Here is a 25,039-nt window from a genome sequence, read left to right as displayed (position 1 = left end):
GTAGCGGCCCCGTGAGCGATCAGGCGGCGCGAATCACACTCATCCGCCCGATCAATGGCAACCTGCCCAGCAGGTCGAACAGCGGTGCAGTCCAGCGCAGCAACGCTGCGCTGCCTTTGGCCGCCAGCGGCGTGTAGCAGCTCCAGCCCAACGCCAGCATCGCCATCAGCAAACCACCGATGTAGTCATCCTGCCCCCAGTGGGCACCGGCGACCAGGCGCGGCAGCATGAACAGCAGGGCCAGCCCCCACACCAGCAGGTATTGCAGGGGGCGGCGGCTGAACAGGCTCATGAACAGTGCCCAGACCAGCAACACCGAGGCGTGATCCCCGGGGAAACTCTTGCTCGAGCGGTCCTTGAGTTCCCAGGCCGCCTCCAGGTTCGGGTAGTAGTCACTGAGGTGCACCACGTCGTCGAACATCATCGACGGGCTCTTGTGTTGCCACCCGGCTGCATCCACCCACTTGGAAAACAGCGCGCGAATCACCACTAAGAGGAGTAGCGTGACCAGAAAGCCGAAAAAGGCCTGGCGGACCTGGGCTGCCTTGAACACCCAGTCACCACGGATAAGCACTGCCAGAAGGATCAGGCCGACGATAACGTCGAACGGGCGCAGGCTGCCGACGGTCCAGATGTAGCGCCAGGTGGTGTTGTCGGCCAGCGGCGCATTCAGGCTATGGAACAGCCACTCGTCGAATGTCAGGCAAAGGATCTGGCCAACGGGCCACAACCAGAAACACAGTAGTGCGATGGGCAGCAGGGTGCAGGCTGCCAAAGGTCCCCAGGACCACCTTGCTTGGAACAGTGGTCGATTGTCCATAAAATACCTCGATATCCAGCAGGAAGTGAGCGCCTCGTAAGCGCTCTGCGATGGACCTTTCGGTCTCCTGTAATTATTTTGTAATCATTTTTAGAAAGCCAGACAACCATGAGCGACTTGCCAGATACCGATTTCACCCAACGCTTCCTGTTCGACGACCGCGACGTGCGCGGCGAGATGGTCGCGCTGGAACGCAGCTACGCCGAGGTGCTGGCCAAGCACGACTACCCGCAGCCGGTAAAGCATCTGCTCGGTGAACTGATGGCCGCCGCCGCGCTGCTGGTCGGCACCCTGAAGTTCGACGGGTTGCTGGTGCTCCAGGCGCAGTCCCAGGGCCCGGTTCCGCTGCTGGCCATCGAGTACACCAGCGAGCACGACATCCGTGGCCTGGCGCGCTACGAGGCCGAGCAGATCCAGGCGGATGCCAGCCTTGCCGACCTGATGCCGGGCGGTCACTTGGTGCTGACCATCATTCCGGTCAACGGCCAGCGTTACCAGGGCACCGTCGAACTGGACGGCAAGGACCTGTCGGAGTGCTTCACCAACTACTTCGTCATGTCGCAGCAGGTGAACACCTGCATTTCCCTGGCCGCCGATGGCGCCCGCGCCCGTGGCCTGCTGGTGCAGCAGCTGCCGGCCGAGATCCACAAGGACAGCGAGGAGCGCGAGGAAAGCTGGGCCCACGTCAAGGCTCTGGCCAACACCGTGAAGATCGAGGAACTGCTCGGCCTGGACAACGAAACCGTGCTGCACCGCCTGTACCACGAAGACGCGGTTCGCCTGTTCGATATCCAGCCGCTACGCTTCCGCTGCAGCTGCTCGCGCGAGCGCTCCGGCAACGCCCTGGTCAGCCTCGGCGAGCAGGATGCCAATGCGCTGGTGGCCGAATGTGGCGGCCAGGTCGAGATCGATTGCCAGTTCTGCAACGAGCGTTATGTGTTCGACGCGAGCGATGTTGCGCAATTGTTTGCTGGCGGTGGCACCGAGGCGCCATCAGAAACTCAGCACTGAAACGGTTCACTACAGGAAATACTCCTGTCGAATTGCGCAAAAGCGCAGTTCTGACAGGAGGGGCCTACTTTTTTTGGGCTTTTCTGGCATAATCCGGCCACTTTTTTCGCTGTAGTAGTTTTTTCGAGACAACTACAAAACGTTTGGAGCACTCGGCCTCGGGCCGGATGGGGTATCTCATGACGCAAGCCAACAACACCGTGTACACCGACCTGAGCGTCGATGAGCTGGTAAAAGAAGCGCTGTCCCGCGGTGAAGGCGTGCTGGCCGATACCGGCGCGCTGGTGGTGGAAACCGGTCACCGCACCGGCCGTTCGCCGGCTGACCGTTTCATCGTCGAAGAACCTTCCACCCAGGACCAGATTGGCTGGGGCCCGATCAACCGCAAGTTCCCGGCCGACAAGTTCGATGCCCTGTGGGACCGCGTCGAGGCGTTCAACAACGCCCAGGATCACTTCGTTTCCTACGTTCACGTAGGCGCTGCCGCCGAGCACTACCTGCCGGTCAAGATGACCACCCAGACTGCCTGGCAGAACCTGTTCGGCCGTTGCCTGTTCATCAACCCGGCCCAGTACAACCCGGCTGGCCGCGATGAGTGGCAGGTGCTCAACGTCGCCAACTTCGAGTGCGTGCCAGAGCGTGACGGCACCAACTCCGACGGCTGCGTGATCATCAACTTCGCCCAGAAGAAAGTGCTGATCGCCGGCATGCGTTACGCCGGTGAAATGAAGAAAGCCATGTTCTCGGTGCAGAACTTCCTGCTGCCGGCCGCCGACGTGCTGCCGATGCACTGCGCCGCCAACATCGGCGAAGCGGGTGACGTCACCCTGTTCTTCGGCCTGTCCGGCACCGGCAAGACCACCCTGTCGGCCGACGAAAGCCGTTACCTGATCGGTGACGACGAGCACGGTTGGGGCGAAGGCGTTGTCTTCAACATCGAAGGCGGTTGCTATGCCAAGTGCATCGACCTGTCCGAGAAGAACGAGCCGGTCATCTGGAAAGCCATCAAGCACGGCGCAGTGCTGGAAAACGTCGTCATCGACGATGCCAAGCACGCCGACTACGCCGACGTGAGCCTGACCCAGAACAGCCGTGCAGCCTACCCGCTGACCCACGTAGCCAAGGTCTCCGAGAAGAACCTGGGCGGCGAGCCGAACGCGGTCATCTTCCTGACCTGTGACCTGACCGGCGTGCTGCCGCCAGTGTCGATCCTGAACAACGAGCAGGCGGCCTACCACTTCCTGTCCGGCTACACCGCGCTGGTCGGTTCCACCGAAATGGGTTCGGGCAGCGGCATCAAGTCGACCTTCTCCACCTGCTTCGGCGCACCGTTCTTCCCGCGCCCAGCCGGCGTCTACGCCGAGCTGCTGATCAAGCGCATCAAGGCGTTCGGCTCCAAGGTCTACCTGGTCAACACTGGCTGGACCGGTGGTGGCTACGGCGTTGGCAAGCGTTTCAGCATCCCCACCACCCGTGGCGTGATCGCTGCCATCCAGAGCGGCGCGCTGGTCGGTGCAGAAACCGAGCACCTGGACATCATCAACCTGGACGTGCCGAAGGTCGTTCCGGGCGTCGAGACCGAGCTGCTCAACCCGCGCAACACCTGGGCTGACAAGGCTGCCTACGACGAAGCTGCCAAGGGCCTGGCCACGCTGTTCACCGAGAACTTCAAGAAGTTCGACGTTTCCGACGCCATCAAGGCCGCTGGTCCGCAGCTGTAAGCTGCTGCCGGTTCGGATAAGGAAGCCGCCCCTCGGGGCGGCTTTTTCGTGGTTGAAATCATGGCCACTGTTGCCGTGCATGCAGGATTCGGAGGATGTCGACTTCGTCATCCTGTACCTGGTAGATCATCACGTAATTGGGCGTTACCACAATTTCGTGTGTATCAACGCATCTGCCGGGCTTGTACAGGCGTGGATTGCGAGCGGCGCGTCTGGCCTTTTCCCTGAAGGCTTCATCCAGTGCCTCGGCCGCTGCCGGATTGTCTTGTGCAACGAGAGTCATGATGCGCAGACGGTCATTGCGAGCCATTGCCGACCAGACAAGGCGCATCAGCGGTTTTTGGCTCTCAGCTCGGCTCGGCGGGCGGCAAAGAACTTCTCGACCTCTTCGTCATTCAGCGCGGGTGATGAATCGCGACGGCTTGCTTCGACCTGTTCACTGAACCAGGCGTCGTAGGCCGCCGCCTGATGGGCCCTTTTGAGTGCCTGGGCGCGATCCGGCCGCTGATAGGTGGCGGCCTGTCGCGCATCCCATATCGAGCTATCGACTTCGAAATGGTCGATACCCAGGTCATGCAGGTAGCTGACCAGCGTCTCTAGCTTCTTGAACAGCCGCACGTTGCCGCTACGCTGTGCGGTGAGTACATGCTCCTGATCGTCGACATCCACCTGAACAGCCCAGCCTCCGGGTTGCCCAACGATGTGGGTGGCGTTGATTCGACGGCTTTCAGCCAGGCGGCTGAGGTTGGCATGATCCAGTTGCAGAGTCGGCACGGGGGTATGTCTCGGTTTCATGGGACGCGTACTATCTTATGCAATCTATTGTTGATTGCGACTATAGGCGTTCCCCAGCCTATGTGGGAAGCTTCGCTGATATGCAAAGGAAATAAGGTTGTTCTCATGACAGAATCCCCCCAACGCTCCGCCTTCTCCCATTTCCACCCCATCCTCACCCGTCCCCAGGACAACGACCACAACGGCCACCTCGCCGGCTCAACCGTGCATGCCTGCTTCGAAACCGCGATCCAGGCCTTCCTGGTCGAACAAGCCGAGCTGGACCTGCGCGACGGTGAGCTGGCCGGTTTCGTCGTGAGTTCGGCGGCAGACTTCTTCGCCTTGCCTGGGTTTCCCGACGTGCTTGAGGTGGGCCTGGGGGTGACCCGTCTGGCGGGCAGCACCGTTGAGTTCCGCCTGGCGCTGTTCCGCCCGGGCGAGACCGACGCCTGTGCGGCGGGCAGCGTGGTGCAGGTGTTCATCGAGCGTGCCTCGGGCCGCCCGGCGGCACTGCCGGAAACGCTGCAACTGATCCTCGCCGGGTTGTCGCTCAATCGTTGAGGCGAATGATCCCTTCGCGCACGGCGAACAGCACCAGGCCTGGCACGTCGTGGATCTGCAGACGGTGCATGATCTGCGAGCGGTGCGCCTCGACGGTCTTGATGCTCAACCCCAGGCCGTCGGCGATGGAGCGGGTGGTCTCGCCCCGGGCGATCAGGCGCAGGATTTCCAGCTGGCGGGTGGTCAGGGGCGGCGGCTGGACCTGATTGGCAACGCGCTTGCGGCTGTGCTTGAGGGCCTGGCCGATGACCATCGGCAGCACCGCCGAAGACAGGTACTGGCCACCGCCGCGCAGGGTCTGCAGGGCCTGCTCCAGCTCGGTTACCGTGGCGTTCTTGAGCAGGAAACCATGGGCGCCGAGCTGCAGGCAGCTCATCACATGTTCGAGCTCCGAGCGCGGCGAGAACATCAGTACCCGGCTGGCGGGGGCGCGGATGAACAGTTCCTGCAGGGCCTGCTGGCTGTCAAGTTCACCGCTCATGTCGAGCACCACGATGTCCGGCTTGAGCTTTTCGGCCAGGCTCACGGCACTCATGGCATCACCGGTGTCGCCCACCACGACGAAATCTTTCTTCTGCTCCAGCAAGGCACGCAAGCCGGCGCGGAAGAGGGGCGAATGATCGGCAAGCAGGATTCGGCAAGGCATGGATTAGGGCCTGTTTCGCAAGGGAAGGGGGGCGGCAGGCCTGCTCGATCCGAAAGCGCACTGCCGCGCAACTGCGCGATCAGTCCTTGTCTGCCGATTGGCGCGGCAGTGCCTCTTATCATAGGCGTTCGAACACCGACGGCAGTAGCGGGCGCAGGGGCAGGCCCAGCGCGTGGACGCTTTCGCTATGGCCGATGATCAGCAGGCCACCGGGGCGCAGGTGCGCCAGCAACTGCTGGAGCACCTCGCTCTTGTAGCGTGGCGCCAGGCTCGACAGCAGGTTGCGCAGCAAGATGACGTCGAAGCTGCCGAGGTGGGCAGGCAGGGGCCGGATCAGGTTGATGGCCTCGAAGCGTACCTGTTCGCGCAGAGCGGGCGCGATGCGTAGTCGCCCGGCCATTTCGCCGACACCGCACAGGCAGTGGCGGGCCAGCCAGCCCTCGGGGAAGTAGCGAGCCTGGGCGATGTCATAGATGCCAGCACCTGCGTTTTCCAGCAGCTGCGGGTCGAAGTCGCTGGCCAGTACCTGCCAACCTGGGTGACGGGCTTTTTCGGCGGCGACCATGGCCAGGCTCCAGGCCTCTTCGCCGGTGGCACAGGCTGCGCTCCACAGGCGTGCGGGGTGGTCGAGGTCGGCCAGCCAGCCGGCCAGGCATTCGAAATGGCGATGTTCACGAAAGAAGTAACTGTCGCGGGCGACCAGCAGGCGCAGCAGATGCTCGTGCTCGTCGGTGCCCTTCGGGCTTTCGAGCAAGCCGAGGTAATGCTCGTAGTCAGTCAGGCCCAGAGCCTTCAGGCGCTTGTGCAGACGTGCCGCGACCACGGCCCGGCGATCATCGGCCAGTTGCAGGCCGGTAGCCTGCATCACGCGCTGGCGTATCGAAGCAAAGCCGGCTTCGCTGAGCAGTGGCGGGCGGCGGCTGGGCATCCTTCAGCCTCTCCTGGCCCGGGGCAGACAGATGAGATCGGTGAAGGTCGCGCGCATTCCCTGCGTCCTGTACGTGGTCGAAACAGCGATGATAGCTAGTGGCTAGTGGCCTCCATATCGGGGTGGCCCTTAATCCCTTGGCGTGCCTGCAAACGAAAAGGCCCTGCCGATGAGGGCAGGGCCTTAGGCGTCAGGCGTAAGCCTGGCGATCAGTCATGGCGCCAGTGGCGCTTGTGCTTGCGGTGGCCGTAGTGATGGCCGCGGTCGTAATGACGGCGATCATCGTAGTCACGACGGTAGCGGCGCGACTCATGACGCTCGTCTTCGTCGGCCTTGTTGCCCATGTAGTTACCCAGTGCGCCACCAGCGCCACCGCCGGCCGCCGCACCGATGTAGCTACCGGTGGTACCGCCCACCGAGCGACCAACCACGTTGCCGCCGGCCGCGCCCAGTGCGCCACCGATGGCCGCTTCGCCGCGCTGGCGCTTGTCGGCACCCAGGGCACCGCCGGCCGCGCCGCCCAGACCGGCACCGATGGCGCCGCCGGTGCTGCCACCGATGGAGTTGCCCACCACGGAGCCCAGTACCCCACCCAACGCGCCGCCAATACCGGCCTCGGTGGTGCCGCCTGCCATGGCAACGCCGCTGAGCAGACCGAAAGACAACAACAGAATCGAGGAGTACTTCTTCATCAAGAGAGCCTCAGAGGGATGACGAAGCGGAATTTGAGGCTCGGCGAAGCGGCTGGCAATTGAAATCCGACGAGTAGCACGAGTTGTACACAATTCTCTAAGTTATTGAATTATGTATGAAACTTTCTCGATTTTTGCTTGTCTGAGGTACTTATGACAAAGCCCTGAACCGTTGCGGAACAGGGCTTTTTTGTGGGCGGCGTTCAGCTGTGCCGGGCGCGAATCAGATGATGCGCCCGTCGTCCCGCGCGCGCTCCAGCTTGATGGCGATGAACTTCGACGTCGGCGTGTGGCTGCCGTCACCGATGCTTTCCAGCGGCACCAGCGGATTCACCTCTGGGTAGTAGGCCGCCGCCTGGCCGGCGGGGATGTCGAACGCCAGCAGGGTGAAGCCATGCACTCGGCGCACATGCTCATCGCCCCACAGCGATACGATGTCGACCTTCTGCCCCGGCTGGAAGCCCAGGCGGACGATGTCGGCCTCGTTGGCGAACAATACGTCGCGCTGGCCGCGCACACCGCGGTAGCGGTCGTCCATGCCATAGATGGTGGTGTTGTACTGATCGTGCGAGCGCATCGACTGCATGATCAGGTCCGGGAGCTGGCCGCTGGCGCGCACGCGCTCATCGAGCAGGCTGTCCGGCAGGAGATTGGCCTTGAAGTTGGCGCGGCCGCTGGCGGTCTTCCACTGGCGGCTACCGGCGCTGTTGCCGAGGTAGAAGCCGCCGGGCAGGCGCAGACGCTCGTTGAAGTCGGCGAAGCCCGGGATGGTGTCGGCGATCAGGTCGCGGATGCGGTCGTAGTCGGCCACCAGCCAGTGCCAGTCCACTGGCTGCTTGCCCAGGGTGGCGGCGGCGATGCCGGCAACCACGGCGGGCTCCGAGCGCATCTGCCTGGACAGTGGCTTGAGCTGGCCGTTGGAGGCGTGGACCATGCTGAAGGAATCCTCCACCGTCACAGCCTGCGGGCCTTCGCCCTGCAGGTCGATATCGGTGCGGCCCAGGCACGGCAGGATCAACGCCTGTTTGCCGTGAATCAGGTGACTGCGGTTGAGCTTGGTGCTGATATGCACGGTCAACTCGCAGTTGCGCAGCGCCTGGGCAGTGCGCTCGGTGTCCGGCGTGGCCTGGGCGAAGTTGCCGCCCAAACCGATGAACACCTTGGCCCGGCCTTCCAGCATGGCGTGGATGGCCTCGACGGTGTTGTGACCGTTGTGGCGTGGCACCGGGAAGCCGAAGCGTTTTTCGATGGCATCGAGCAGGAACACCGGTGGGCGTTCGTTGATGCCCATGGTGCGGTCGCCCTGCACATTGCTGTGGCCACGCACCGGGCACAGGCCGGCGCCCGGTACCCCGAGGTTGCCGCGCAGCAGCATCAGGTTGACGATTTCCTGGATGGTCGGCACCGAATGGCGGTGCTGGGTGATGCCCATGGCCCAGCACATGATCACGCGTTTGCCTTTGCAGTACATGCGTGCCGACAGCTCGATATCGGCCAGGGTCAGCCCGGACTGGGCCTGGATCTGTTCCCATGGGGTGGCGTCGACCACCGCCAGGTAGTCGTCCACGCCATGGCCGTGTTCGGCGATGAAGGCATGATCGAAGATCGCTGGCGCGCCGCTGGCCTGGGCCTCACGCTCCCATTGCAGCAGGAACTTGGCCATGCCGCGCAGCAGCGCCATGTCGCCGCCCAGCGCCGGGCGGAAGAATGCGGTGTTGGTCGGGCGGTCGCTGTTGGTCAACATCTCCAACGGATTCTGCGGGTGCTGGAAGCGCTCCAGGCCACGCTCCTTGAGCGGGTTGACGCACACCACCTGGGCGCCGCGTTTCACCGCGTCACGCAGCGGGTCGAGCATGCGTGGGTGGTTGGTGCCGGGGTTCTGGCCCCAGACGAAGATCGTGTCGGCGTGCTCGAAGTCGTCGTAGGTGACCGTGCCCTTGCCCACGCCGACGCTCTGGCCCAAGGCCACGCCGCTGGCTTCGTGGCACATGTTCGAGCAGTCGGGGAAATTGTTGGTGCCGTAGGCGCGCACGAACAGCTGATAGAGATAAGCCGCCTCGTTGCTGGCCCGGCCGGAGGTATAAAATTCGGCCTGGTCGGGGCTTGCCAGGTTGTTCAGGTGCCGGGCGATCAGGGCGAAGGCGGCGTCCCAGTCGATTGGCCGGTAGCGGTCGGTGATCGGGTCATAGACCATCGGCTCGGTCAGTCGGCCCTGATACTCGAGCCAGTAGTCGCTCTGCCCCAGCAGCGCGCTCACGCTGTAGCGGGCGAAGAACGCGGCGTCCACCCGGCGCTTGGTGGCTTCCCAGTTGACCGCCTTGGCGCCGTTCTCGCAGAACTTGACCATGCCGCTTTCGGGCGAGTCGCCCCAGGCGCAGCCGGGGCAGTCGAAGCCGCCGTTCTGGTTGGTCTTGAGCAGGGCGCGGATGTTCTTCAGGGCGTTGTCGCTGCCCACCCAGGCCTTGGCCACGCTGCGCAGCGCACCCCAGCCTCCGGCGGGGCCGGGATAAGGTTTGTAGCGAGGGGTGGAGGCGGGGGCGTTGTCTGGCAGTTTTTCGTAGGAGGTCACGGCTGTTGCTACTCCGCCGCTGGGCTGAACACCCGCGGTGCGCTGTGTTTGGGCAGATGAATGAGGTTGAGGTTGTGCTTGCGGGCCCATTGCAGGGCCAGGCCGGTGGGCGCGGAAAGGCTCACCAGGGTCTGGATGCCGGCGCGCAGGACTTTCTGGATCAGTTCCAGGCTGCAGCGGCTGGTGACGATGGCCAGCCCCCCTTGGGTCTCGATACGCTGGCGCAGCAGGGCGCCGATCAGCTTGTCCAGGGCGTTGTGCCGGCCAATGTCCTCGCGACCTAGCAGCAGCTGGCCGTCGCGGTCCATGAACAGTGCCGCGTGCACCGCGCCGCAGTGCTGGCCCAGTGGCTGGAAGGCGTCGATGCGCTGGCGCAGGTCCTTCAGCCAGTGGGCAGGCGGCAGCAGCGCGCCAGGCAGCACGTTCAGCTCGGGCAGCGCCTGCTCCAATGCCTCGACGCCGCACAGGCCGCAACCACTGGTGCCGGCCAGTTGGCGGCGCTGGTTCTTCAGGTTCCAGAAGGCGCGGCTGGAGATTTCCAGGTCGGCGTAGAGCGCCGAACCGCTGCCGGAGAGCTTCACGTCGTAGATTTCCTCGGTGCCGGCAACGATGCCGCTGCCGACGCTGAAACCGACGGCGAAGTCTTCCAGGTCGGTCGGGCTGACCAGCATCACCGCCTGGTTCAGGCCGTTGTAGACGATCGCCAACGCCACTTCCTCGGCCAGCGGGGTATTGTCGCGGGCGGCATCGGAGAGCTGGACATAGTCGTAGGTGTTGCTGGCGGCGGGCAGGGCGAGAGGCGTTGACGCCGCGCAGACCGGTGGCTTGCTGTTCATCGGCTCGAATACCGGCTGGCAGTTTGACCCCACAAGCCTAGGCCCCTGTGCAGATGGCGTCTAATCGCTAGCGTCTATCCCATGATAGAGCGCGTCGATTGGTCGCACCGGGGCGGGTTGGCCGATCCTGGCCTAGACTCCTGCTTCCATGGATTCACATCAAAGGAGCGCCACATGAGCCTGTTCAGTTTCGTGAAGGAAGCCGGCGAGAAGTTGATCGACCTGCTGACGCCGGGTAATGCCGAAGCCCAGACGCAACTCAAAGAATATGTGAGCAAGTTTGGTTTGGACAATCCCTCCATCAAAGCCACTGTAGAGGTGGATAAGATCATCCTTGAGGGCGAGGTTGCCAGCCAGGAAGAGAAGGAGAAGATCATCCTGGCGGCTGGCAACATCGCTGGCGTGGCCTCGGTGGATGACCAGATCACCGTTACCGGGCCAATTGCTAAAGCGGCCCGGTTCGTCGAGGTCGAGAAGGGTGACACCTTGAGTGCCATCTCCAAACGGGTCTACGGCGATGCCAACAAGTACAACAAGATCTTCGAGGCGAACAAGCCGATGCTGACGGACCCCAACAAGATCTATCCGGGGCAGGTGCTGCGTATTCCTGACTGAGGGGGCGCTTGTAGGAGCGGCTTTAGCCGCGATGCGGGCATCGCGGTGCCTGGCACCCGCGTCGCGGGTGATCGCGGCTGAAGCCGCTCCTACGGGGCGAATGCGCAGTTACAACCCTTCCAGCAGTACCCGGTAATCCTCTACTGCCGCGAACTCCTGGGTATCGCGTGGCTCGGCCCGACTATCCGGCTGGCGCACAGCCAGCAGGTGCCCCACGCCAAATTGCCGGGCACTGCGCAGAATCGCCAGGGTGTCATCTATGAACAGGCTGCGCGCCGGCTCGAAGCCGATGTCCGCCTGCAACGCATCCCAGAACTGCGGGCTCTCCTTCGGATAGCCATAGTCGTGCGAGCTGATCAGCCGCTCGAAGTACGGCGCCAGTTCCACCCGCTCCAGCTTCAACGACAGCGAATCGCGGTGGGCGTTGGTGATCATCACCACCCGCTTGCCGGCCTTGCGAATGGCGGCGAGAAAGGTATCGGCATCCGGCTTCAAGGCGATCAGGTCGGCGATCTCCAGCTTGAGCTCGCGGATCGGCAGGCGCAGTTCACGGCTCCAGAAGTCCAGGCAGTACCAGTTGAGCGTGCCGGCATGCTGTTCGAACAGCGGGCGCAGCTCGAGCTCGGCCATGGCTCGGCTCACGCCATGCAGCTCGGCGTAGCGCTGGGGCAGGTGATCCAGCCAGAAGCGGTTGTCGTAATGGAGATCGAGCAGGGTACCGTCCATATCCAGCAGGACGGTATCGATGGCGGACCAGGGAAGAACGGGCATGGGAAATTCTCGATCAGTCGGCAAGCCACGGTATAGTAACCCGTTCACGCCAAGGAGCCGCCCCATGCGCCAGAAACCCACCGTCCTCAGCCGCGAGATCGTCGCCAGCAGCCGCCTGTTCCGCGTCGAAGCCGTGCAGTTGCGCTTCTCCAACGGCACCGAGCGCACCTATGAGCGACTGGTCGGCCGTGGCAACGGCTATGGCGCAGTGATGATCGTGGCCATGCTCGATGCCGAGCATGCGGTGCTGGTCGAGGAATACTGCGGCGGTACCGACGAGTATGAGCTGTCGTTGCCCAAAGGCCTGATCGAGCCGGGCGAGGACGTGCTCGCCGCCGCCGACCGGGAGCTCAAGGAAGAGGCCGGTTTTGGTGCGCGTCAGCTGGAGCACCTGACCGAGCTGTCTCTGTCGCCCGGGTATATGAGCCAGAAGATCCAGGTGGTCCTGGCCACCGACCTGTACGAAGAGCGTCTGGAGGGCGACGAGCCCGAGCCGATGCGGGTCGACAAGGTCAACCTGCGCGAGCTCTCGGCCCTGGCCATGCACCCGCAGTTCAGCGAAGGCCGGGCACTGGCGGCGCTGTACCTGGCCCGTGACCTGCTGATCCAGCGTGGGGTGCTCAGCGTATGAATGATCGGCAACTGATGCAGGACGTGGTCAAGCTCGCCCTGTTGGCTGGCGAGGCGATCCTGCCGTTCTGGCGCGCTGACGTGGCGGTAAGCAACAAGGCTGACGATTCACCTGTGACCGCTGCCGACCTGGCGGCCCATCGGGTTATCGTCGATGGCTTGCAGGCGTTGGCGCCGCAGATTCCGGTGCTCTCCGAAGAGGACTGCGACATCCCGCTGGCAACCCGCGCAGGCTGGCAGCGTTGGTGGCTGGTCGATCCTTTGGATGGCACCAAGGAGTTCATCGCCGGTAGCGAGGAGTTCACCGTCAACATCGCGCTGATCGAAAACGGCGAGGCGGTGTTCGGTGTGGTGGCGATGCCGACTAATGGCCGCTGTTACTTCGGTGGGCGCGAGTTCGGTGCCTGGAAGACCGAGCGTGACGAAGAGGCTCAACCGATCCAGGTGCGTAATGCCCCACCGGCACAGGAGCGGTTTACCGTCGTCGCCAGCCGTCGGCATTCGAGCCCGGAGCAGGAAGCGCTGCTGGCGGGGCTTGGGCGTGCAGTGGGGGAGCTGGAACTGGCCAACATCGGCAGCTCCTTGAAGTTCTGCCTGCTCGCCGAAGGCAGTGCCGACTGTTATCCACGGCTGGCACCGACCTCGCAGTGGGATACTGCGGCTGCACAGGGCGTACTGGAAGGTGCCGGGGGCGAGGTGATCGGGCTGGACGGGTTGCCGTTCCGCTACCCACCGCGTGAGTCGCTGCTCAATCCGTTCTTCCTGGCATTGCCCCGCGCTGCCGAATGGCGACAGGCGTTCGTCGAGCTGGCGCGTGCGATCGAGGCTTGAATTGTCGGGGCGCGAAGCGCCCCCAGCTTTCAGCGATGCAGCACGTACTGCCCGCTGAACGTCACCGCAGGCTCGTCACTACCCTCGTTGCTCACCACCGTCTCCAGCGTCAGTCGTGCCCGCCCACGACGCTGGTACATCGTCAGGAATCGCTCCCAGGTCTTCTCGTCCGGCGCCGGGCAACGTGCCACGGCAGCCCCGGTGACTGGCAGCGGGTAGCTGATCTGCCCCTCCTGGATGACGATATGCCCGTCATCGATCCCCAGCTCGCGCAGGCGCAGGTGCAGCCAGCCCCAGCCCACCAGCACCGCGCCGCAGTACAGGCTGCCGCCGAACATGGTGCTCTTGTGGTTGACGTTGGGCGCCAATGGCAGCCTCAGGCGCAAGGTGTGCGCCTGCCAATCGATGACTTCCATGCCCATCTCGCGGGTCAGCGGAATATCGCTGTGCAGTACGGACTGCAGGTACTGGCTGTCGTTGCTCATTGACGGTTGTCCTCCTGGTCGTCGTGCCCGCCAAAGCTCAGGCTGTGCTTGCGCAGCTTGTCGTGCAGGGTCTTGCGTGGGATACCCAGGGCCTCGGCGAGGCTGCGCATGGAGCTGTGCGGCTGCATCAGTTCGGCGGCGATCAGCGAGCGCTCGAACTGCTCGACCTGCTCGCTGAGGTTGCCGGTCGACACCGCAACATGGATATCGTTGGCCGCCGCAGGCGCCTGGCCATCAAGGGCCAGCTCCAGGCCAAGGGCAAAGCGTTCGGCGGCATTCTGCAGCTCGCGGACATTGCCCGGCCAGTCATGGCGCAGCAGCAGGGCCCGCTGCGCCGGTTGCAGGTTGTGGGGCGGCAGGCCATGGCGTTCGCTGGCGGCATCGGCGAAGTGCTGGAACAGCACCAGGATGTCGTCGCCGCGCTCGCGCAGCGCGGGGATACGCAGCGGCGCGACATTCAGCCGGTAGTACAGGTCGGCACGGAAACGCCCTTGGTCGGCGGCCTGGCGCAGGTCTTCCTTGGTGGCGGCGATGATACGGATATCCAGCGGGATCAGCTGGTTACCGCCCAGGCGCTCGACCACCCGCTCCTGCAGCAGGCGCAGCAGCTTGACCTGCACATCCAGGCTCATGCTCTCGATTTCGTCGAGGAACAGCGTGCCGCCATTGGCGAACTCGAACTTGCCGATGCGGCGCTTCTGCGCGCCGGTAAAAGCGCCCGGCTCATGGCCGAACAACTCGCTCTCGACCACTGACTCGGCCAGGGCGCCGGCATTGATCGCCACGAACGGGCCGTCGCGGCGGCTCGACAGGTCGTGCAGGGCTCGCGCCACCACCTCCTTGCCGGCGCCGGTCTCACCAAGAATCAGCACGTCGGCGCGGGTGCCGGCCAGGGCGCCGATCTGTTCGCGCAGGCGTTGCATGCCGGGCGACTGGCCGACCAGGCGCGTGGCCAGGTGCTGGCGGTCGCTCAGGGCCAGGCGCAGGCTACGGTTGTCCAGCACCAGGCGGCGCAGGGCCAGGGCGCGGCGCACGCTGTCGAGCAGGGAATCACTGGCGAAAGGCTTTTCGAGGAAATCGTAGGCCCCGGCGCGCATTGCCTGCACTGCCAGCGGCACATCGCCGTGGCCGGTGATCAGCAGCACCGGTAGTTCGCTGTCGCGGGCGTGCAGTTGCTCCAGCAGTTGCAGGCCATCGATGCCGGGCATGCGGATATCGCTGACCACCACGCCCGGCCAGTCCTCCTCCAGGCGTTCGGCCAGGCCCTGGGCGTCGGCCAGGGCCACCACCTTGAGCCCGGCCAGGTCCAGGGTCTGGCTCAGGGCCTGGCGCAGATGCGGGTCGTCGTCGACCAGGAGCACCTGGGCGTGGCTGTCGATCGGTGTCTCGGTACTCATGCCGAGGTGTCCTCCGAAGATTGCAGATTGGCGCCGGGCTTGGCCACGCGCAGTTTCAGGGTCAGCAGGGCGCCGCCTTCCGGGTGGTTGCCCAGCAGCAACTCGCCGCCGAGCGCGTGCATCAGGCTTTCGCAGATAGCCAGCCCCAAGCCGAGGCCCTGGGTGCGCGTCTTGGTGGTGAAGAACGGCTCCTTGGCGTGCTCCAGGGCCTGGCGGCTGAAGCCTGGGCCATTGTCGCGGATGTACAGGTAGACGCAGCCGTCCTGGTGCTCGGCACTCAGCCACAGCCTGCGCGGGTTGGCTTTTTCGGTCAGGGCATCGAGGGCGTTGGCCAGCAGGTTGCCCAGCACCTGGCGCAGGCGGGTCTCGCCGGCCTGTACCCACAGCGTGGCCTCGGGCAGGTCGCGCACCAGCTCGACGGCCATTGCCCGGCGACGCTTGGCCAGCAGCGCCAGGGCATCATCCAGGGCCGGTTGCAGGGCAACGCTCTCCGGGGCGTGCTGGTCGCGACGGGCGAAGGCGCGCAGGTGGGCGATGATCGAGGCCATGCGTCCGGTCAGTTCGCCAATCAGCTTGAGATTGCCGCGCACGTCCTCGGTGCGCTGATGGTCGAGGAGAATCTCGGCGTTCTCGGCATAACTGCGAATCGCCGCCAGCGGCTGATTGAGTTCATGGCTGATGCTCGCCGACATGGTGCCCAGCACAGAGAGCTTACCGGCCTGGACCAGTTCGTCCTGGGCGCGCACCAGCTCCTGCTGGGCGCTTTCGCGCTCCAGCACCGCGCTCTTGAGCCGGGTATTGAGGCCTTCCAGGTCGGCGGTGCGTTCGATCACGCGCTTTTCCAGCTCTTGCCGGGCAAGGGCCTCGAAGTCGATGCGGTCGATGTAGTGGCGGCGGCGCTGCATCACCAGGCCGGCCAGGAGCATGGTCACCAGCAGCGCGCCACCGCCGATGGCCATGACCGTCTGCACCGAGCGATCGACCAGCAGGCGCGGGGCGAGGATGTTCACTTGCCAGCCGGTTTCCTTGATGTCGCGGGTCTGGACCAGCCAGGCGTCGCGGTTGAGGCTCAACGGCTGCGGGGCCTGGGTCGGGTAGGGCTGGATGGCGACGATGGCCTGGCGCTCGGCCGCGGTCAATTCGCGGGTGGCGCGGAACCGCCAGTCCGGGCGCGAGGTGAGCACCACCACGCCGTTCTGGTCGGTCAGCAGCAGTTGTTCCGGCGTACGGCCCCACAGGGTTTCGGTGTGGTCGAGGTCGACCTTGACCACCAGCACGCCGATCACCTTGTCGCGGTCGTGCACGGCGGCGGCGAAGAAGTAGCCGCGCTTGGCCGAAGTGGTGCCCTGGCCGAAGAACCGTCCCAGCCGCCCCTCCATCGCCTCGATGAAGTACGGGCGGAACGAGAAGTTGCGGCCGACGAAGCTGTCCTGCTTGTCCCAGTTGGACGCGGCCAGGGTGTTGCCGCTGACATCCATCAGGTACATCACCTCGGCACCGGTCTGCTGGGTGATGCCCTTGAGCAACCGGTTGGCGTTGGTCACCGCCTCGAGGCGAAACGGGTCGGCCAGTACGCCGCGCAGCGCCGGCAGGTCGCCGAGGATCTGCGGCAGGGTTTCGTAGCGGTGCAGGGTGCCCAGCAGGTTGGCGACGTAGAGGTCGAGGGTCTGGCGATTCTGCGAGGCCAGCTCATCCTGGTAGTAGCGCTCGGCCAGGTGGTGCAGCGGCCACAGCAGCGGGGCCAGGCACAGCGCCAGCAGGGCCAGGCTGCGCCAGCGGGGGCGGCGGGGAGGCGTGGGTCTTGGGATCATTGCGATAAGGGCGCCAGTAGGATCTGGCGCAATTATGCGCTACTTGAGGCAGTCGATGAGTGCATCGTGCCAGTGCGGCTGGCTGACCTGCCATTCGCGGGCCAGACGCGAACAGTCCAGGCGTGAGTTGAGCGGTCGCTTTGCCGGTGTCGGGTACTCGCTGGAAGGGATCGGCAGCAATTCGGCGCAGGGCAGGCCACGGGCCTCGAGCTGTTCGCCGATGGCCTGGGCGAAGCCGAACCAGGAGGTTTCACCCTGGGCGGTCAGGTGGTAGGTGCCCCAGGCGCCGGCCTGGCCGTTCTGCCAGCGCTCGATCAGTGCGCGCGTACTGGCTGCAATTGTGGCTGCCCAGGTCGGGGCGCCGATCTGGTCGTCCACCACTTTCAGTTGAGCGCGTTCCTGAAGCAGGCGCTGCATGGTCAGCAGGAAATTGCGCCCATGCAGCGAATAGACCCAGCTGGTGCGCAGGATCAGATGTTCTCCGGCGACAGCGATGATGGCCTGTTCGCCCGCCAGCTTGCTTCGGCCATAGACGCCCAGTGGATTGGGGGCGTCATCCTCGTTGTAGGGAGCTGGCTTGCTGCCGTCGAAGACATAGTCGGTGGAGTAGTGGATCAGCGGTGCGCCGAGCCGTGCGGCTTCTTCGGCCAGTACCCGGGGCGCTTCGGCGTTGATGGCGTGGGCCAGCTGCGTTTCGCTTTCGGCCTGGTCGACTGCCGTGTAGGCGGCGGCGTTGATGATCAGGTCGGGCGCCATCTGGCGCAGCACGGCGCGCAGTTGCCCTGGTCGGGCCATGTCGAACCCGTCATGACCGAGCCGCTGCACATCGCCCAGGCCGCGCAATGCTTCCTGGAGTGCCAGTGCAACCTGGCCGTGGCGGCCGCAGACGAGGATCTTCATGGGAACAGCTGTGCATCAGCAAATGAGGTGGCGGCCTGGTCCTTGGCCGACAGCAACGGTGGCAGGCCGTCCAGCTGCCAGTCGATGGCCAACTGCGGGTCGTCCCAGCGGATGCCGTGCTCGGCGTCGGGGTTGTAGTAGTCGGTGGTCTTGTAGAGCACTTCGGCCGACTCGCTCAACACCCGGAAACCATGGGCGAAACCCGGTGGCAGCCACAGCTGGCGATGGTTGTCGGCGGAAAGCCGCACCGCCACCCACTGACCCAGGGTTGGCGAGCTGCGACGGATGTCCACCGCCACGTCGAGGATATCGCCTTGCAGCACGCGGACCAGCTTGCCCTGGGCATTCTGCAACTGGTAGTGCAGCCCACGCAGCACGCCGTGTCGGGAGCGAGAGTGGTTGTCCTGGACGAAGGGCGTGTCGATGCCGGTGCGCAGGGCGAAGTCGCGGGCGTTGTAGCTTTCGTAGAAGAACCCGCGGCTGTCACCGAACACCTTGGGCTCGATGATCAGGACGCCGGGGAGTGCGCTGGCGATGACATTCATGGCTGTTCTTCGGCCAGCTGGCTCAGGTATTGGCCGTAGCCGGTCTTTTGCAGTTCGCAGGCCTTGGCCAGCAGTTGCTCACGGCTGATCCAACCGTTCTGGAAGGCGATCTCTTCCAGGCAGGCCACCTTCAGCCCCTGGCGATGCTCGAGGGTCTGCACGTACTGCGAGGCTTCCAGCAGGCTGTCGTGGGTGCCGGTGTCGAGCCAGGCGAAGCCACGGCCGAAGCGTTCTACGCGCAGGTCGCCGCGTGCCAGGTAGGCGTTGTTGATGTCGGTGATCTCCAGTTCCCCGCGTGCTGACGGGCGGATACTCTTGGCGATGTTCACCACATCGTTGTCGTAGAAGTACAGGCCGGTCACGGCATAGCTGGACTTGGGCTGCCTGGGTTTTTCCTCGATCGACAACGCCCGGCCATCGGCGTCGAACTCGATCACGCCGAAGCGCTCCGGGTCCTTGACCCAGTAGCCGAACACAGTGGCGCCCGAGGGCTGCCGCACCGCACGTTGCAGCTGTTCGCTGAAGCCCTGGCCGTGGAAGATGTTGTCGCCAAGGATCAGGCACACGGCATCGTCACCGATGAACGATTCGCCGATCAGGAATGCCTGTGCCAGCCCGTCGGGGGACGGTTGTTCAGCATAGCTTATGTGAATGCCGAACGGGCTGCCGTCACCGAACAACTGGCGGTACTGCGGCAGATCCTGTGGCGTGGAGATCAGCAGGATGTCGCGGATTCCGGCGAGCATCAGCACCGAGATCGGGTAGTAGATCATCGGTTTGTCGTAGATCGGCAGCAGTTGCTTGGAGACGCCGAGGGTGATGGGGTGCAGGCGGGTGCCCGTGCCGCCGGCCAGGACGATGCCTTTGGTCATGCGATCAGGTCCTTGAAGTCCGAATTGCCCAGGCGCTCGCCTTGATAGCTGCCGTCCTGGACCTGGCGGCACCACTCGAGATTGTCCAGGTACCATTGCACAGTCTTGCGCAGGCCCGAGGCGAAAGTTTCCTGCGGTACCCAACCGAGCTCACGCTCGATTCGGCCGGCATCGATAGCGTAGCGCAGGTCATGCCCCGGGCGGTCCTTGACGTGGGTGATCAGGTCGGCGTAGCGGGTCACCCCGGCGGGATGCGCAGGGGCCAGCTCTTCGAGCAGCGAACACACGGCCTGCACCACGTCGATGTTCTTCTGCTCGTTGTGGCCGCCGATGGTGTAGGTCTGGCCGACCTCTCCAGCGGTTACGATCCGGAGCAGGGCTCGGACGTGATCCTCGACGTACAGCCAGTCGCGGACTTGCTGGCCATCGCCGTACACCGCAAGCGGCTTGCCGGCCAGGGCGTTGAGGATGGTCAACGGGATCAGCTTTTCGGGGAAGTGGTACGGACCGTAGTTGTTGGAACAGTTGCTGATCACTGTCGGCAGCCCGTAGGTACGGTGCCAGGCGCGGACCAGGTGATCAGCTGCCGCCTTGCTGGCCGAGTAGGGGGAGCTGGGCGCGTACGGCGTGTTTTCATCGAACAGGTCGTTGGTGCCTTGCAGGTCTCCGAACACTTCGTCGGTGGAAACATGGTGGAAACGGAACGCTTCGCGGGCGCTTTCGTCCAGCGTGCTCCAGTATCCGCGAGCGGCCTCCAGCAGGCTGTAGGTGCCGACGATGTTGGTCTGGATGAAGTCCGCCGGGCCATCGATGGAGCGGTCGACGTGCGACTCCGCGGCCAGGTGCATGATGGCGTGTGGCTGGAACCTGGCAAGCATGGCGCTGACACTGACCTGTTCGGCGATATCGGCCTGGACAAACTCATAGCGGGGGTGGTCGGCAATCCGCTGCAGCGACTGCAGGTTGCCCGCGTAGGTCAACTTGTCGAGATTGAGCACTTCATGATCGGTGTGTTCGATCAGATAGCGGACCAGGGCCGAGCCGATGAAGCCGGCGCCGCCGGTGACGAGAATGCGCATGTGCGGGTGCCTGTGCGGAAAGTGTATTGCCAGATGCCTAGCTTGTTGGCTGGGGCCGCTCGTGGCAAGTCGTGAATGCACGACGGCCTGTCGTCTGTGCAAGGCTGCCACTTGCTTATCACCCTCGGTGGTGGCGATATAAGCGACAAAAAAACGAGGTTCCCCGTTCATGCCCCTGAGCACCCTGATCCAGCGTTCGAGCCAGCCCAGTCCCTCACTTGGCGAGGCCCAGGCCCATGCCCTGCTGAGGTCGCACTACGACTTGCAGGGCACGTTGCAGGTGCTGGGCAGCCAGCAGGACCTCAACTTTCGCGTGGACAGCAACCAGGGCCGCTTCGTGCTCAAGGTCTGCCATGGCAGCTATGCGCAAGTCGAACTGCAGGCCCAGCATGCGGCGCTGGCATTCCTGCATGGGCAAGACGTACCAGTGCCGGTAGTGCGCACAGCCAGTACCGGCGAGCTATTGCTGGACCTCGAGGTCGATGGCCAGCCGCTTCGGGCCCGCCTGCTCGATTACATCGACGGGCAGCCACTGACCCGCCTGGGCCATCTGCCAGCGCGGGTGATGGCTGAGCTCGGCACGCTTTGCGCCCGTGTCGATAAGGCGCTGGCCGACTTCGACCATCCAGGCCTCGAGCGCACCTTGCAGTGGGATCCACGCCATGCCCAGGTACTGATCCAGCATTTGTCGCCCGTGTTGCAGGATGCCCAGCGCCGGGCGCAGGTGGAGCAGGTCGCCCAGGCGGCATCCGCACGTCTGCAACCGTTAATTGACCTGCTACCGACCCAGGCCGTGCACCTGGACATCACCGACGACAACGTGGTCTGGGCCCGCGACGCCGAGCGGCAGTGGCAGGTGCAAGGCGTTATCGACTTTGGTGACCTGGTGCGTACCTGGCGCATCGCCGATCTGTCGGTGACCTGCGCGGCCTTGCTGCATCACGCCGAGGGTGACCCGCTGCGGATCCTGCCGGCGGTCAGCGCCTATCATGCCGTGAATCCCCTGCGGGACGCGGAGTTGCGCGCCCTCTGGCCGCTGGTGCTGAACCGCGCGGCTGTGCTGGTGCTCAGCAGCGAACAGCAACTGGCCATCGATCCGGACAACCAGTACACCCGCGACAACATCGCCCACGAATGGGAGATCTTCGATACCGCCTGCGCCGTGCCCGCGGCGTTGATGGAGGCCGCGATCCTCCTGGCGGCTGGGCGCAAGCCAGCCAGTATCGATCTTGGCGATTGCGCCGTGTTGCTGCCGGCGTTGAACAGCGAGGCTGTGACCCGGGTCGACCTGGGCGTGCTCAGCCCCTACTGCGAGGCGGGCAACTGGGAGCAACCCGGTTTTGACCAGCGCCTGCTTGCTGCCCAGCCGGGGCCGGCGTGCAGCCTGCATGGGCAGTACCGCCTGTCGCAAACCCACATCGACCGGCCTGAAGAACCGGCTACCTGCGCCCTGGGCGTGGAGCTGAACCTGTCGCCCGGCACCGCGTTGCAGGCGCCCGATGCTGGGGTATGGCAATGCATCGGCGATGGCCATGGCTGCCTGCGCACCGCGCACTGGAACCTGTGGCTCGAAGGCCTGGAAGAGGCGCCGACCGATGGCCAGGCGCTGCTCAAGGGCCAGGTCATCGGCACGACCTGTGGTTTCCTCCGCGTGCAACTGTGCGTGGATACCGATATCCGTCCACCCTTCTTTGCCACGCCCTCCCACGCTGCCGCCTGGCTGGCCCTGTGCCCGTCACCGCGCACCCTGCTCGGCTTCGACTGCGATGCCGAGCCGCTGGCTGACGCGCAAGCCCTGCTGGCCCGTCGCGATGCCAGCTTCGCGCGCTCGCAGAAGCATTACTACGCCCAGCCTCCGCACATCGAGCGCGGTTGGCGCAACTACCTGATCGACATGCAGGGCCGCTCGTACCTGGACATGCTCAACAACGTCGCGGTGCTTGGCCATGGTCATCCGCGCATGGCCGCCGAGTCGGCGCGCCAGTGGTCGTTGGTCAACACCAATTCGCGCTTTCACTACGCAGCCATCGCCGAATTCTCCGAACGCCTGCTGGAAGTGGCCCCGGAAGGCTTCGACCGGGTCTTCCTGGTCAACAGCGGCACCGAGGCCAATGACCTGGCGATCCGTCTGGCCTGGGCCTACAGCGGCGGGCGCGATCTGCTCAGCGTGCTGGAGGCCTACCACGGCTGGTCGGTGGCCACTGACGCGATCTCCACCTCCATCGCCGACAACCCCCAAGCCCTGGAGACCCGGCCGGACTGGGTGCATCCGCTGGAGGCGCCGAATACCTTCCGCGGGCGCTACCGGGGCGCCGACAGCGCCGCCGACTACCTACGCGATGTCGATGCCAAGCTGGCCGACCTCGACGCCCGTGGTCGCCAGCTGGCCGGGATGATCTGCGAACCGGTTTATGGAAACGCCGGGGGCATCTCGTTGCCGCCAGGCTACCTGCGCGAGGCCTACGCCAAGGTACGCCAGCGCGGTGGGGTGTGCATCGCCGACGAGGTGCAGGTCGGCTACGGGCGCCTGGGCGAGTACTTCTGGGGCTTCGAAGAGCAGGGCGTGGTGCCGGACATCATCACCATGGCCAAGGGCATGGGCAACGGCCAGCCGCTGGGTGCGGTGATCACCCGGCGCGAGATCGCCGAGGCGCTGGAGGCCGAGGGCTACTTCTTCTCGTCGGCCGGTGGCAGCCCGGTCAGTTGCCGCATCGGCATGGCGGTGCTGGACGTAATGCGTGATGAAGGGTTGTGGGACAACGCCCGAGACGTGGGCCGTTACTTCAAGGCTCGCCTGCAGGCATTGGTCGATAAATATCCACTTGCTGGCGCCGCCCATGGTTCCGGGTTCTACCTGGGGCTGGAGCTGGTGCGCGATCGCCAGACGCTGGAACCGGCGACCGAGGAGACCATGCTCCTGTGCGATCGCCTGCGTGACCTGGGGATCTTCATGCAACCGACCGGCGACTACCTGAACATCCTCAAGATCAAGCCACCGATGTGCACCACGCGGGTCAGCGTGGACTACTTCGTCGACAGCGTGGAGCGGGTCCTCGGCGAAGGGCTCTGATTCAAGGCATGCAGGCCTGGCAAGTCGATTGTTATCGGTTCGCCAGGCTTTTTTATGCCTAAATATTTTGTGATTATCTATTTAAAGTCGATATTTATCGGTTGTAATATCGGCTGATCATTACGCTGCCTATACTGGCGGGCATCTTTTTCGATCACTGACCTGGCGCCACTGGCCCCGGGCCTTCGCAGAGGTTACCCATGAAGACCCTCAACTCGACCCCCCGCGCCGACGGTTTCCACATGCCCGCCGAGTGGGCCCCGCAGACCCAGGTATGGATGGTCTGGCCGGAGCGCCCGGACAACTGGCGCTTGGGCGGCAAGCCGGCGCAGGCCGCGCACGTGACCCTGGCCAAGGCCATCGCCCGCTTCGAGCCGGTCACCGTGGCGGTGTCCGCCGGCCAGTACGAGAACGCCCGTCGCCAGCTCGACCTGCCCAACATCCGCGTGGTCGAGATCAGCAATGACGACGCCTGGGTGCGCGACACCGGCCCGACCTTCGTCATCAACGACCACGGCGAGGTACGCGGCGTGGACTGGGGCTTCAACGCCTGGGGCGGTTTCGACGGCGGCCTGTACGCGCCCTGGAACCGTGACGAGGAGCTGGCCGCCAAGGTCATGGAGATGGAGCGTGTGCAGCGTTACCACACCGAAGGCTTCGTGCTCGAAGGCGGTTCGATCCACGTCGATGGCGAAGGCACCCTGATCACCACCGAAGAATGCCTGCTCAACCGCAACCGCAACCCGCACCTGGACCGCGAACAGATCGAGGAGATCCTGCGCGAGCACCTGGCGGTCGAGACTATCGTCTGGCTGCCGGACGGCCTGTACAACGACGAGACCGATGGCCACGTCGACAACTTCTGCTGTTACGTCAGCCCAGGCGAAGTGTTACTGGCCTGGACCGATGATTCCAATGACCCCAACTATGCGCGCTGCCACGCCGCCTACGAGGTGCTGAAAAACACCCGCGACGCCAAAGGGCGCGAGTTCGTGGTGCACAAGATGCCGATCCCGGGGCCGCTGTACGCCACCCAGGCAGAATGTGACGGCGTCGATCACGTGGCGGGCAGCCAGGAGCGCGACCCTTCGGTACGCCTGGCCGGTTCCTATGTGAACTTCCTGATCGTCAACGGCGGCATCATCGCCCCGAGCTTCGACGACCCGGCTGATGCGCAAGCCAGAGCGATCCTGGCCAAGGTCTTCCCGGACCACGAAGTGGTGATGATCCCGGGGCGTGAACTGCTGCTTGGCGGTGGCAACATTCACTGTCTGACCCAGCAGCAGCCGGCACCGGTCAAACGCTGATCGGCCACTGAGGGAAAAGCCCGTCGCAAGACGGGCTTTTTTTGTTGGCGATAGTCGGACACTTGAAATGGCACAGCAATTGTATTGATTTTTCCTCGTACTTCAGGGGAATCGGCCTACGCCGTTCTGTAACGTGCCTGAAGTAACTTAGCCGCTCACTCGGCCCAG

General features: G+C 64.5%; 24 protein-coding genes. 8 read left to right on the top strand and 16 right to left on the bottom strand.

Annotated features, from left to right (window positions below; genetic code table 11):
• Window positions 1-19 precede the first annotated feature (19 nt).
• Window positions 20-820 carry a phosphatase PAP2 family protein gene (locus AAHK21_RS12515; RefSeq protein WP_367857408.1) on the bottom strand — a complete coding sequence of 267 codons (801 nt, stop codon included), beginning with the start codon at window positions 818-820 and terminating at the stop codon, window positions 20-22.
• Window positions 821-928: 108 nt separating this feature from the next.
• Between AAHK21_RS12515 and hslO the strand changes: the two genes are divergently transcribed.
• Together hslO and AAHK21_RS12505 are read left to right on the top strand one after the other, a co-directional pair.
• Window positions 929-1,831: an Hsp33 family molecular chaperone HslO gene (gene hslO, locus AAHK21_RS12510; RefSeq protein ID WP_367857407.1), complete on the top strand. Its 903-nt coding sequence runs from the start codon at window positions 929-931 to the stop codon at window positions 1,829-1,831.
• A gap of 179 nt (window positions 1,832-2,010) precedes the next feature.
• Window positions 2,011-3,552 (top strand): phosphoenolpyruvate carboxykinase, encoded by a 1,542-nt coding sequence (locus tag AAHK21_RS12505; protein WP_367857406.1) that lies wholly within the window; start codon window positions 2,011-2,013, stop codon window positions 3,550-3,552.
• A gap of 58 nt (window positions 3,553-3,610) precedes the next feature.
• Here AAHK21_RS12505 and AAHK21_RS12500 read toward each other — a convergent pair whose 3' ends face one another.
• Together AAHK21_RS12500 and AAHK21_RS12495 are read right to left on the bottom strand one after the other, a co-directional pair.
• On the bottom strand, window positions 3,611-3,883 hold the full coding sequence (locus tag AAHK21_RS12500) for a type II toxin-antitoxin system RelE/ParE family toxin (RefSeq protein ID WP_367857405.1): 273 nt from the start codon (window positions 3,881-3,883) through the stop codon (window positions 3,611-3,613).
• Window positions 3,883-4,326 (bottom strand): hypothetical protein, encoded by a 444-nt coding sequence (locus tag AAHK21_RS12495; protein ID WP_367857404.1) that lies wholly within the window; start codon window positions 4,324-4,326, stop codon window positions 3,883-3,885. The genes AAHK21_RS12500 and AAHK21_RS12495 overlap by 1 nt, the downstream gene beginning before the upstream one ends.
• 126 nt (window positions 4,327-4,452) lie before the next feature.
• Here AAHK21_RS12495 and AAHK21_RS12490 point away from each other — a divergent pair, with 126 nt between their 5' ends.
• Window positions 4,453-4,887, top strand: a complete 435-nt coding sequence (locus tag AAHK21_RS12490) for an acyl-CoA thioesterase (RefSeq protein WP_367857403.1) — start codon at window positions 4,453-4,455, stop codon at window positions 4,885-4,887.
• Here the strand turns inward: AAHK21_RS12490 and AAHK21_RS12485 are convergent.
• The 5 genes from AAHK21_RS12485 to fdhD all read right to left on the bottom strand — a co-directional run bounded on the left by AAHK21_RS12485 (window position 4,877) and on the right by fdhD (window position 10,558).
• Entirely contained in the window at window positions 4,877-5,533 is a 657-nt protein-coding gene (locus tag AAHK21_RS12485) for a response regulator transcription factor (RefSeq protein ID WP_046857507.1), read from the bottom strand. The genes AAHK21_RS12490 and AAHK21_RS12485 overlap by 11 nt on opposite strands.
• Before the next feature lie 118 nt (window positions 5,534-5,651).
• Window positions 5,652-6,461, bottom strand: a complete 810-nt coding sequence (locus AAHK21_RS12480) for a protein-glutamate O-methyltransferase CheR (RefSeq protein ID WP_367857402.1) — start codon at window positions 6,459-6,461, stop codon at window positions 5,652-5,654.
• Window positions 6,462-6,670: 209 nt separating this feature from the next.
• Window positions 6,671-7,153, bottom strand: a complete 483-nt coding sequence (locus tag AAHK21_RS12475) for a glycine zipper domain-containing protein (RefSeq protein ID WP_046857505.1) — start codon at window positions 7,151-7,153, stop codon at window positions 6,671-6,673.
• A 223-nt stretch (window positions 7,154-7,376) separates the two neighbouring features.
• The gene (locus AAHK21_RS12470; protein ID WP_367857401.1) at window positions 7,377-9,722 is read right to left on the bottom strand and encodes an FdhF/YdeP family oxidoreductase; all 2,346 of its coding nucleotides are present in this window, start codon (window positions 9,720-9,722) and stop codon (window positions 7,377-7,379) included.
• Between the two features lie 8 nt (window positions 9,723-9,730).
• Window positions 9,731-10,558 (bottom strand): formate dehydrogenase accessory sulfurtransferase FdhD, encoded by an 828-nt coding sequence (gene fdhD / locus AAHK21_RS12465; RefSeq protein ID WP_367857400.1) that lies wholly within the window; start codon window positions 10,556-10,558, stop codon window positions 9,731-9,733.
• A gap of 174 nt (window positions 10,559-10,732) precedes the next feature.
• On the opposite strand from fdhD, the gene lysM reads away from it, so the two are divergent.
• On the top strand, window positions 10,733-11,173 hold the full coding sequence (gene lysM, locus AAHK21_RS12460) for a peptidoglycan-binding protein LysM (RefSeq protein WP_277502477.1): 441 nt from the start codon (window positions 10,733-10,735) through the stop codon (window positions 11,171-11,173).
• 108 nt (window positions 11,174-11,281) lie between these two features.
• Here lysM and yrfG read toward each other — a convergent pair whose 3' ends face one another.
• Entirely contained in the window at window positions 11,282-11,944 is a 663-nt protein-coding gene (yrfG, locus tag AAHK21_RS12455; protein WP_367857399.1) for a GMP/IMP nucleotidase, read from the bottom strand.
• Between the two features lie 64 nt (window positions 11,945-12,008).
• Here yrfG and nudE point away from each other — a divergent pair, with 64 nt between their 5' ends.
• Together nudE and cysQ are read left to right on the top strand one after the other, a co-directional pair.
• Window positions 12,009-12,575 (top strand): ADP compounds hydrolase NudE, encoded by a 567-nt coding sequence (nudE, locus tag AAHK21_RS12450; RefSeq protein ID WP_023630347.1) that lies wholly within the window; start codon window positions 12,009-12,011, stop codon window positions 12,573-12,575.
• Window positions 12,572-13,405 (top strand): 3'(2'),5'-bisphosphate nucleotidase CysQ, encoded by an 834-nt coding sequence (gene cysQ / locus AAHK21_RS12445; RefSeq protein ID WP_367857398.1) that lies wholly within the window; start codon window positions 12,572-12,574, stop codon window positions 13,403-13,405. The genes nudE and cysQ overlap by 4 nt, the downstream gene beginning before the upstream one ends.
• 29 nt (window positions 13,406-13,434) lie before the next feature.
• On the opposite strand, the gene AAHK21_RS12440 is transcribed toward cysQ, so the two are convergent.
• Genes AAHK21_RS12440 through rfbB form a run of 7 tightly spaced genes read right to left on the bottom strand, consistent with a single transcriptional unit; the run spans window position 13,435 to window position 20,494 of the window.
• Window positions 13,435-13,890: a YiiD C-terminal domain-containing protein gene (locus AAHK21_RS12440; protein WP_367857397.1), complete on the bottom strand. Its 456-nt coding sequence runs from the start codon at window positions 13,888-13,890 to the stop codon at window positions 13,435-13,437.
• A complete protein-coding gene (locus tag AAHK21_RS12435) occupies window positions 13,887-15,287 on the bottom strand; it encodes a sigma-54-dependent transcriptional regulator (protein ID WP_367857396.1) in 1,401 nt (466 codons plus the stop codon). Before AAHK21_RS12435 ends, AAHK21_RS12440 begins: the two co-directional genes overlap by 4 nt.
• Entirely contained in the window at window positions 15,284-17,098 is a 1,815-nt protein-coding gene (locus AAHK21_RS12430; RefSeq protein WP_367857395.1) for an ATP-binding protein, read from the bottom strand. Before AAHK21_RS12430 ends, AAHK21_RS12435 begins: the two co-directional genes overlap by 4 nt.
• Before the next feature lie 39 nt (window positions 17,099-17,137).
• Entirely contained in the window at window positions 17,138-17,998 is an 861-nt protein-coding gene (rfbD, locus tag AAHK21_RS12425) for a dTDP-4-dehydrorhamnose reductase (RefSeq protein ID WP_367857394.1), read from the bottom strand.
• Window positions 17,995-18,543 carry a dTDP-4-dehydrorhamnose 3,5-epimerase gene (gene rfbC / locus AAHK21_RS12420; protein WP_367857393.1) on the bottom strand — a complete coding sequence of 183 codons (549 nt, stop codon included), beginning with the start codon at window positions 18,541-18,543 and terminating at the stop codon, window positions 17,995-17,997. The genes rfbD and rfbC overlap by 4 nt, the downstream gene beginning before the upstream one ends.
• Window positions 18,540-19,415 carry a glucose-1-phosphate thymidylyltransferase RfbA gene (gene rfbA, locus AAHK21_RS12415; protein ID WP_367857392.1) on the bottom strand — a complete coding sequence of 292 codons (876 nt, stop codon included), beginning with the start codon at window positions 19,413-19,415 and terminating at the stop codon, window positions 18,540-18,542. The genes rfbC and rfbA overlap by 4 nt, the downstream gene beginning before the upstream one ends.
• Entirely contained in the window at window positions 19,412-20,494 is a 1,083-nt protein-coding gene (gene rfbB / locus AAHK21_RS12410) for a dTDP-glucose 4,6-dehydratase (protein WP_367857391.1), read from the bottom strand. The genes rfbA and rfbB overlap by 4 nt, the downstream gene beginning before the upstream one ends.
• A gap of 169 nt (window positions 20,495-20,663) precedes the next feature.
• Here rfbB and AAHK21_RS12405 point away from each other — a divergent pair, with 169 nt between their 5' ends.
• Both AAHK21_RS12405 and aguA read left to right on the top strand, forming a co-directional pair.
• A complete protein-coding gene (locus AAHK21_RS12405) occupies window positions 20,664-23,564 on the top strand; it encodes an aminotransferase (RefSeq protein WP_367857390.1) in 2,901 nt (966 codons plus the stop codon).
• Between the two features lie 200 nt (window positions 23,565-23,764).
• Window positions 23,765-24,871, top strand: a complete 1,107-nt coding sequence (aguA, locus tag AAHK21_RS12400; RefSeq protein WP_023630147.1) for an agmatine deiminase — start codon at window positions 23,765-23,767, stop codon at window positions 24,869-24,871.
• Window positions 24,872-25,039 lie beyond the last annotated feature (168 nt).

Origin of the sequence: Pseudomonas sp. TE50-2, assembly GCF_040813665.1 — a bacterium.
GTDB lineage: Bacteria > Pseudomonadota > Gammaproteobacteria > Pseudomonadales > Pseudomonadaceae > Aquipseudomonas > Aquipseudomonas soli.
This window is presented reverse-complemented; position numbering and strand designations above follow the sequence as displayed.

Coding starts and splice junctions, on each gene's coding strand:
- AAHK21_RS12500 (WP_367857405.1), bottom strand. CDS start 3,883: ATGCGCCTTGTCTGGTCGGCAATGGCTCGCAATGACCGTCTGCGCATC.
- AAHK21_RS12490 (WP_367857403.1), top strand. CDS start 4,453: ATGACAGAATCCCCCCAACGCTCCGCCTTCTCCCATTTCCACCCCATC.
- rfbD (WP_367857394.1), bottom strand. CDS start 17,998: ATGAAGATCCTCGTCTGCGGCCGCCACGGCCAGGTTGCACTGGCACTC.
- nudE (WP_023630347.1), top strand. CDS start 12,009: ATGCGCCAGAAACCCACCGTCCTCAGCCGCGAGATCGTCGCCAGCAGC.
- hslO (WP_367857407.1), top strand. CDS start 929: ATGAGCGACTTGCCAGATACCGATTTCACCCAACGCTTCCTGTTCGAC.
- AAHK21_RS12430 (WP_367857395.1), bottom strand. CDS start 17,098: ATGATCCCAAGACCCACGCCTCCCCGCCGCCCCCGCTGGCGCAGCCTG.
- AAHK21_RS12435 (WP_367857396.1), bottom strand. CDS start 15,287: ATGAGTACCGAGACACCGATCGACAGCCACGCCCAGGTGCTCCTGGTC.
- rfbB (WP_367857391.1), bottom strand. CDS start 20,494: ATGCGCATTCTCGTCACCGGCGGCGCCGGCTTCATCGGCTCGGCCCTG.
- cysQ (WP_367857398.1), top strand. CDS start 12,572: ATGAATGATCGGCAACTGATGCAGGACGTGGTCAAGCTCGCCCTGTTG.
- rfbC (WP_367857393.1), bottom strand. CDS start 18,543: ATGAATGTCATCGCCAGCGCACTCCCCGGCGTCCTGATCATCGAGCCC.
- rfbA (WP_367857392.1), bottom strand. CDS start 19,415: ATGACCAAAGGCATCGTCCTGGCCGGCGGCACGGGCACCCGCCTGCAC.
- AAHK21_RS12405 (WP_367857390.1), top strand. CDS start 20,664: ATGCCCCTGAGCACCCTGATCCAGCGTTCGAGCCAGCCCAGTCCCTCA.
- AAHK21_RS12480 (WP_367857402.1), bottom strand. CDS start 6,461: ATGCCCAGCCGCCGCCCGCCACTGCTCAGCGAAGCCGGCTTTGCTTCG.
- lysM (WP_277502477.1), top strand. CDS start 10,733: ATGAGCCTGTTCAGTTTCGTGAAGGAAGCCGGCGAGAAGTTGATCGAC.
- AAHK21_RS12505 (WP_367857406.1), top strand. CDS start 2,011: ATGACGCAAGCCAACAACACCGTGTACACCGACCTGAGCGTCGATGAG.
- AAHK21_RS12440 (WP_367857397.1), bottom strand. CDS start 13,890: ATGAGCAACGACAGCCAGTACCTGCAGTCCGTACTGCACAGCGATATT.
- aguA (WP_023630147.1), top strand. CDS start 23,765: ATGAAGACCCTCAACTCGACCCCCCGCGCCGACGGTTTCCACATGCCC.
- fdhD (WP_367857400.1), bottom strand. CDS start 10,558: ATGAACAGCAAGCCACCGGTCTGCGCGGCGTCAACGCCTCTCGCCCTG.
- AAHK21_RS12475 (WP_046857505.1), bottom strand. CDS start 7,153: ATGAAGAAGTACTCCTCGATTCTGTTGTTGTCTTTCGGTCTGCTCAGC.
- AAHK21_RS12485 (WP_046857507.1), bottom strand. CDS start 5,533: ATGCCTTGCCGAATCCTGCTTGCCGATCATTCGCCCCTCTTCCGCGCC.
- AAHK21_RS12515 (WP_367857408.1), bottom strand. CDS start 820: ATGGACAATCGACCACTGTTCCAAGCAAGGTGGTCCTGGGGACCTTTG.
- yrfG (WP_367857399.1), bottom strand. CDS start 11,944: ATGCCCGTTCTTCCCTGGTCCGCCATCGATACCGTCCTGCTGGATATG.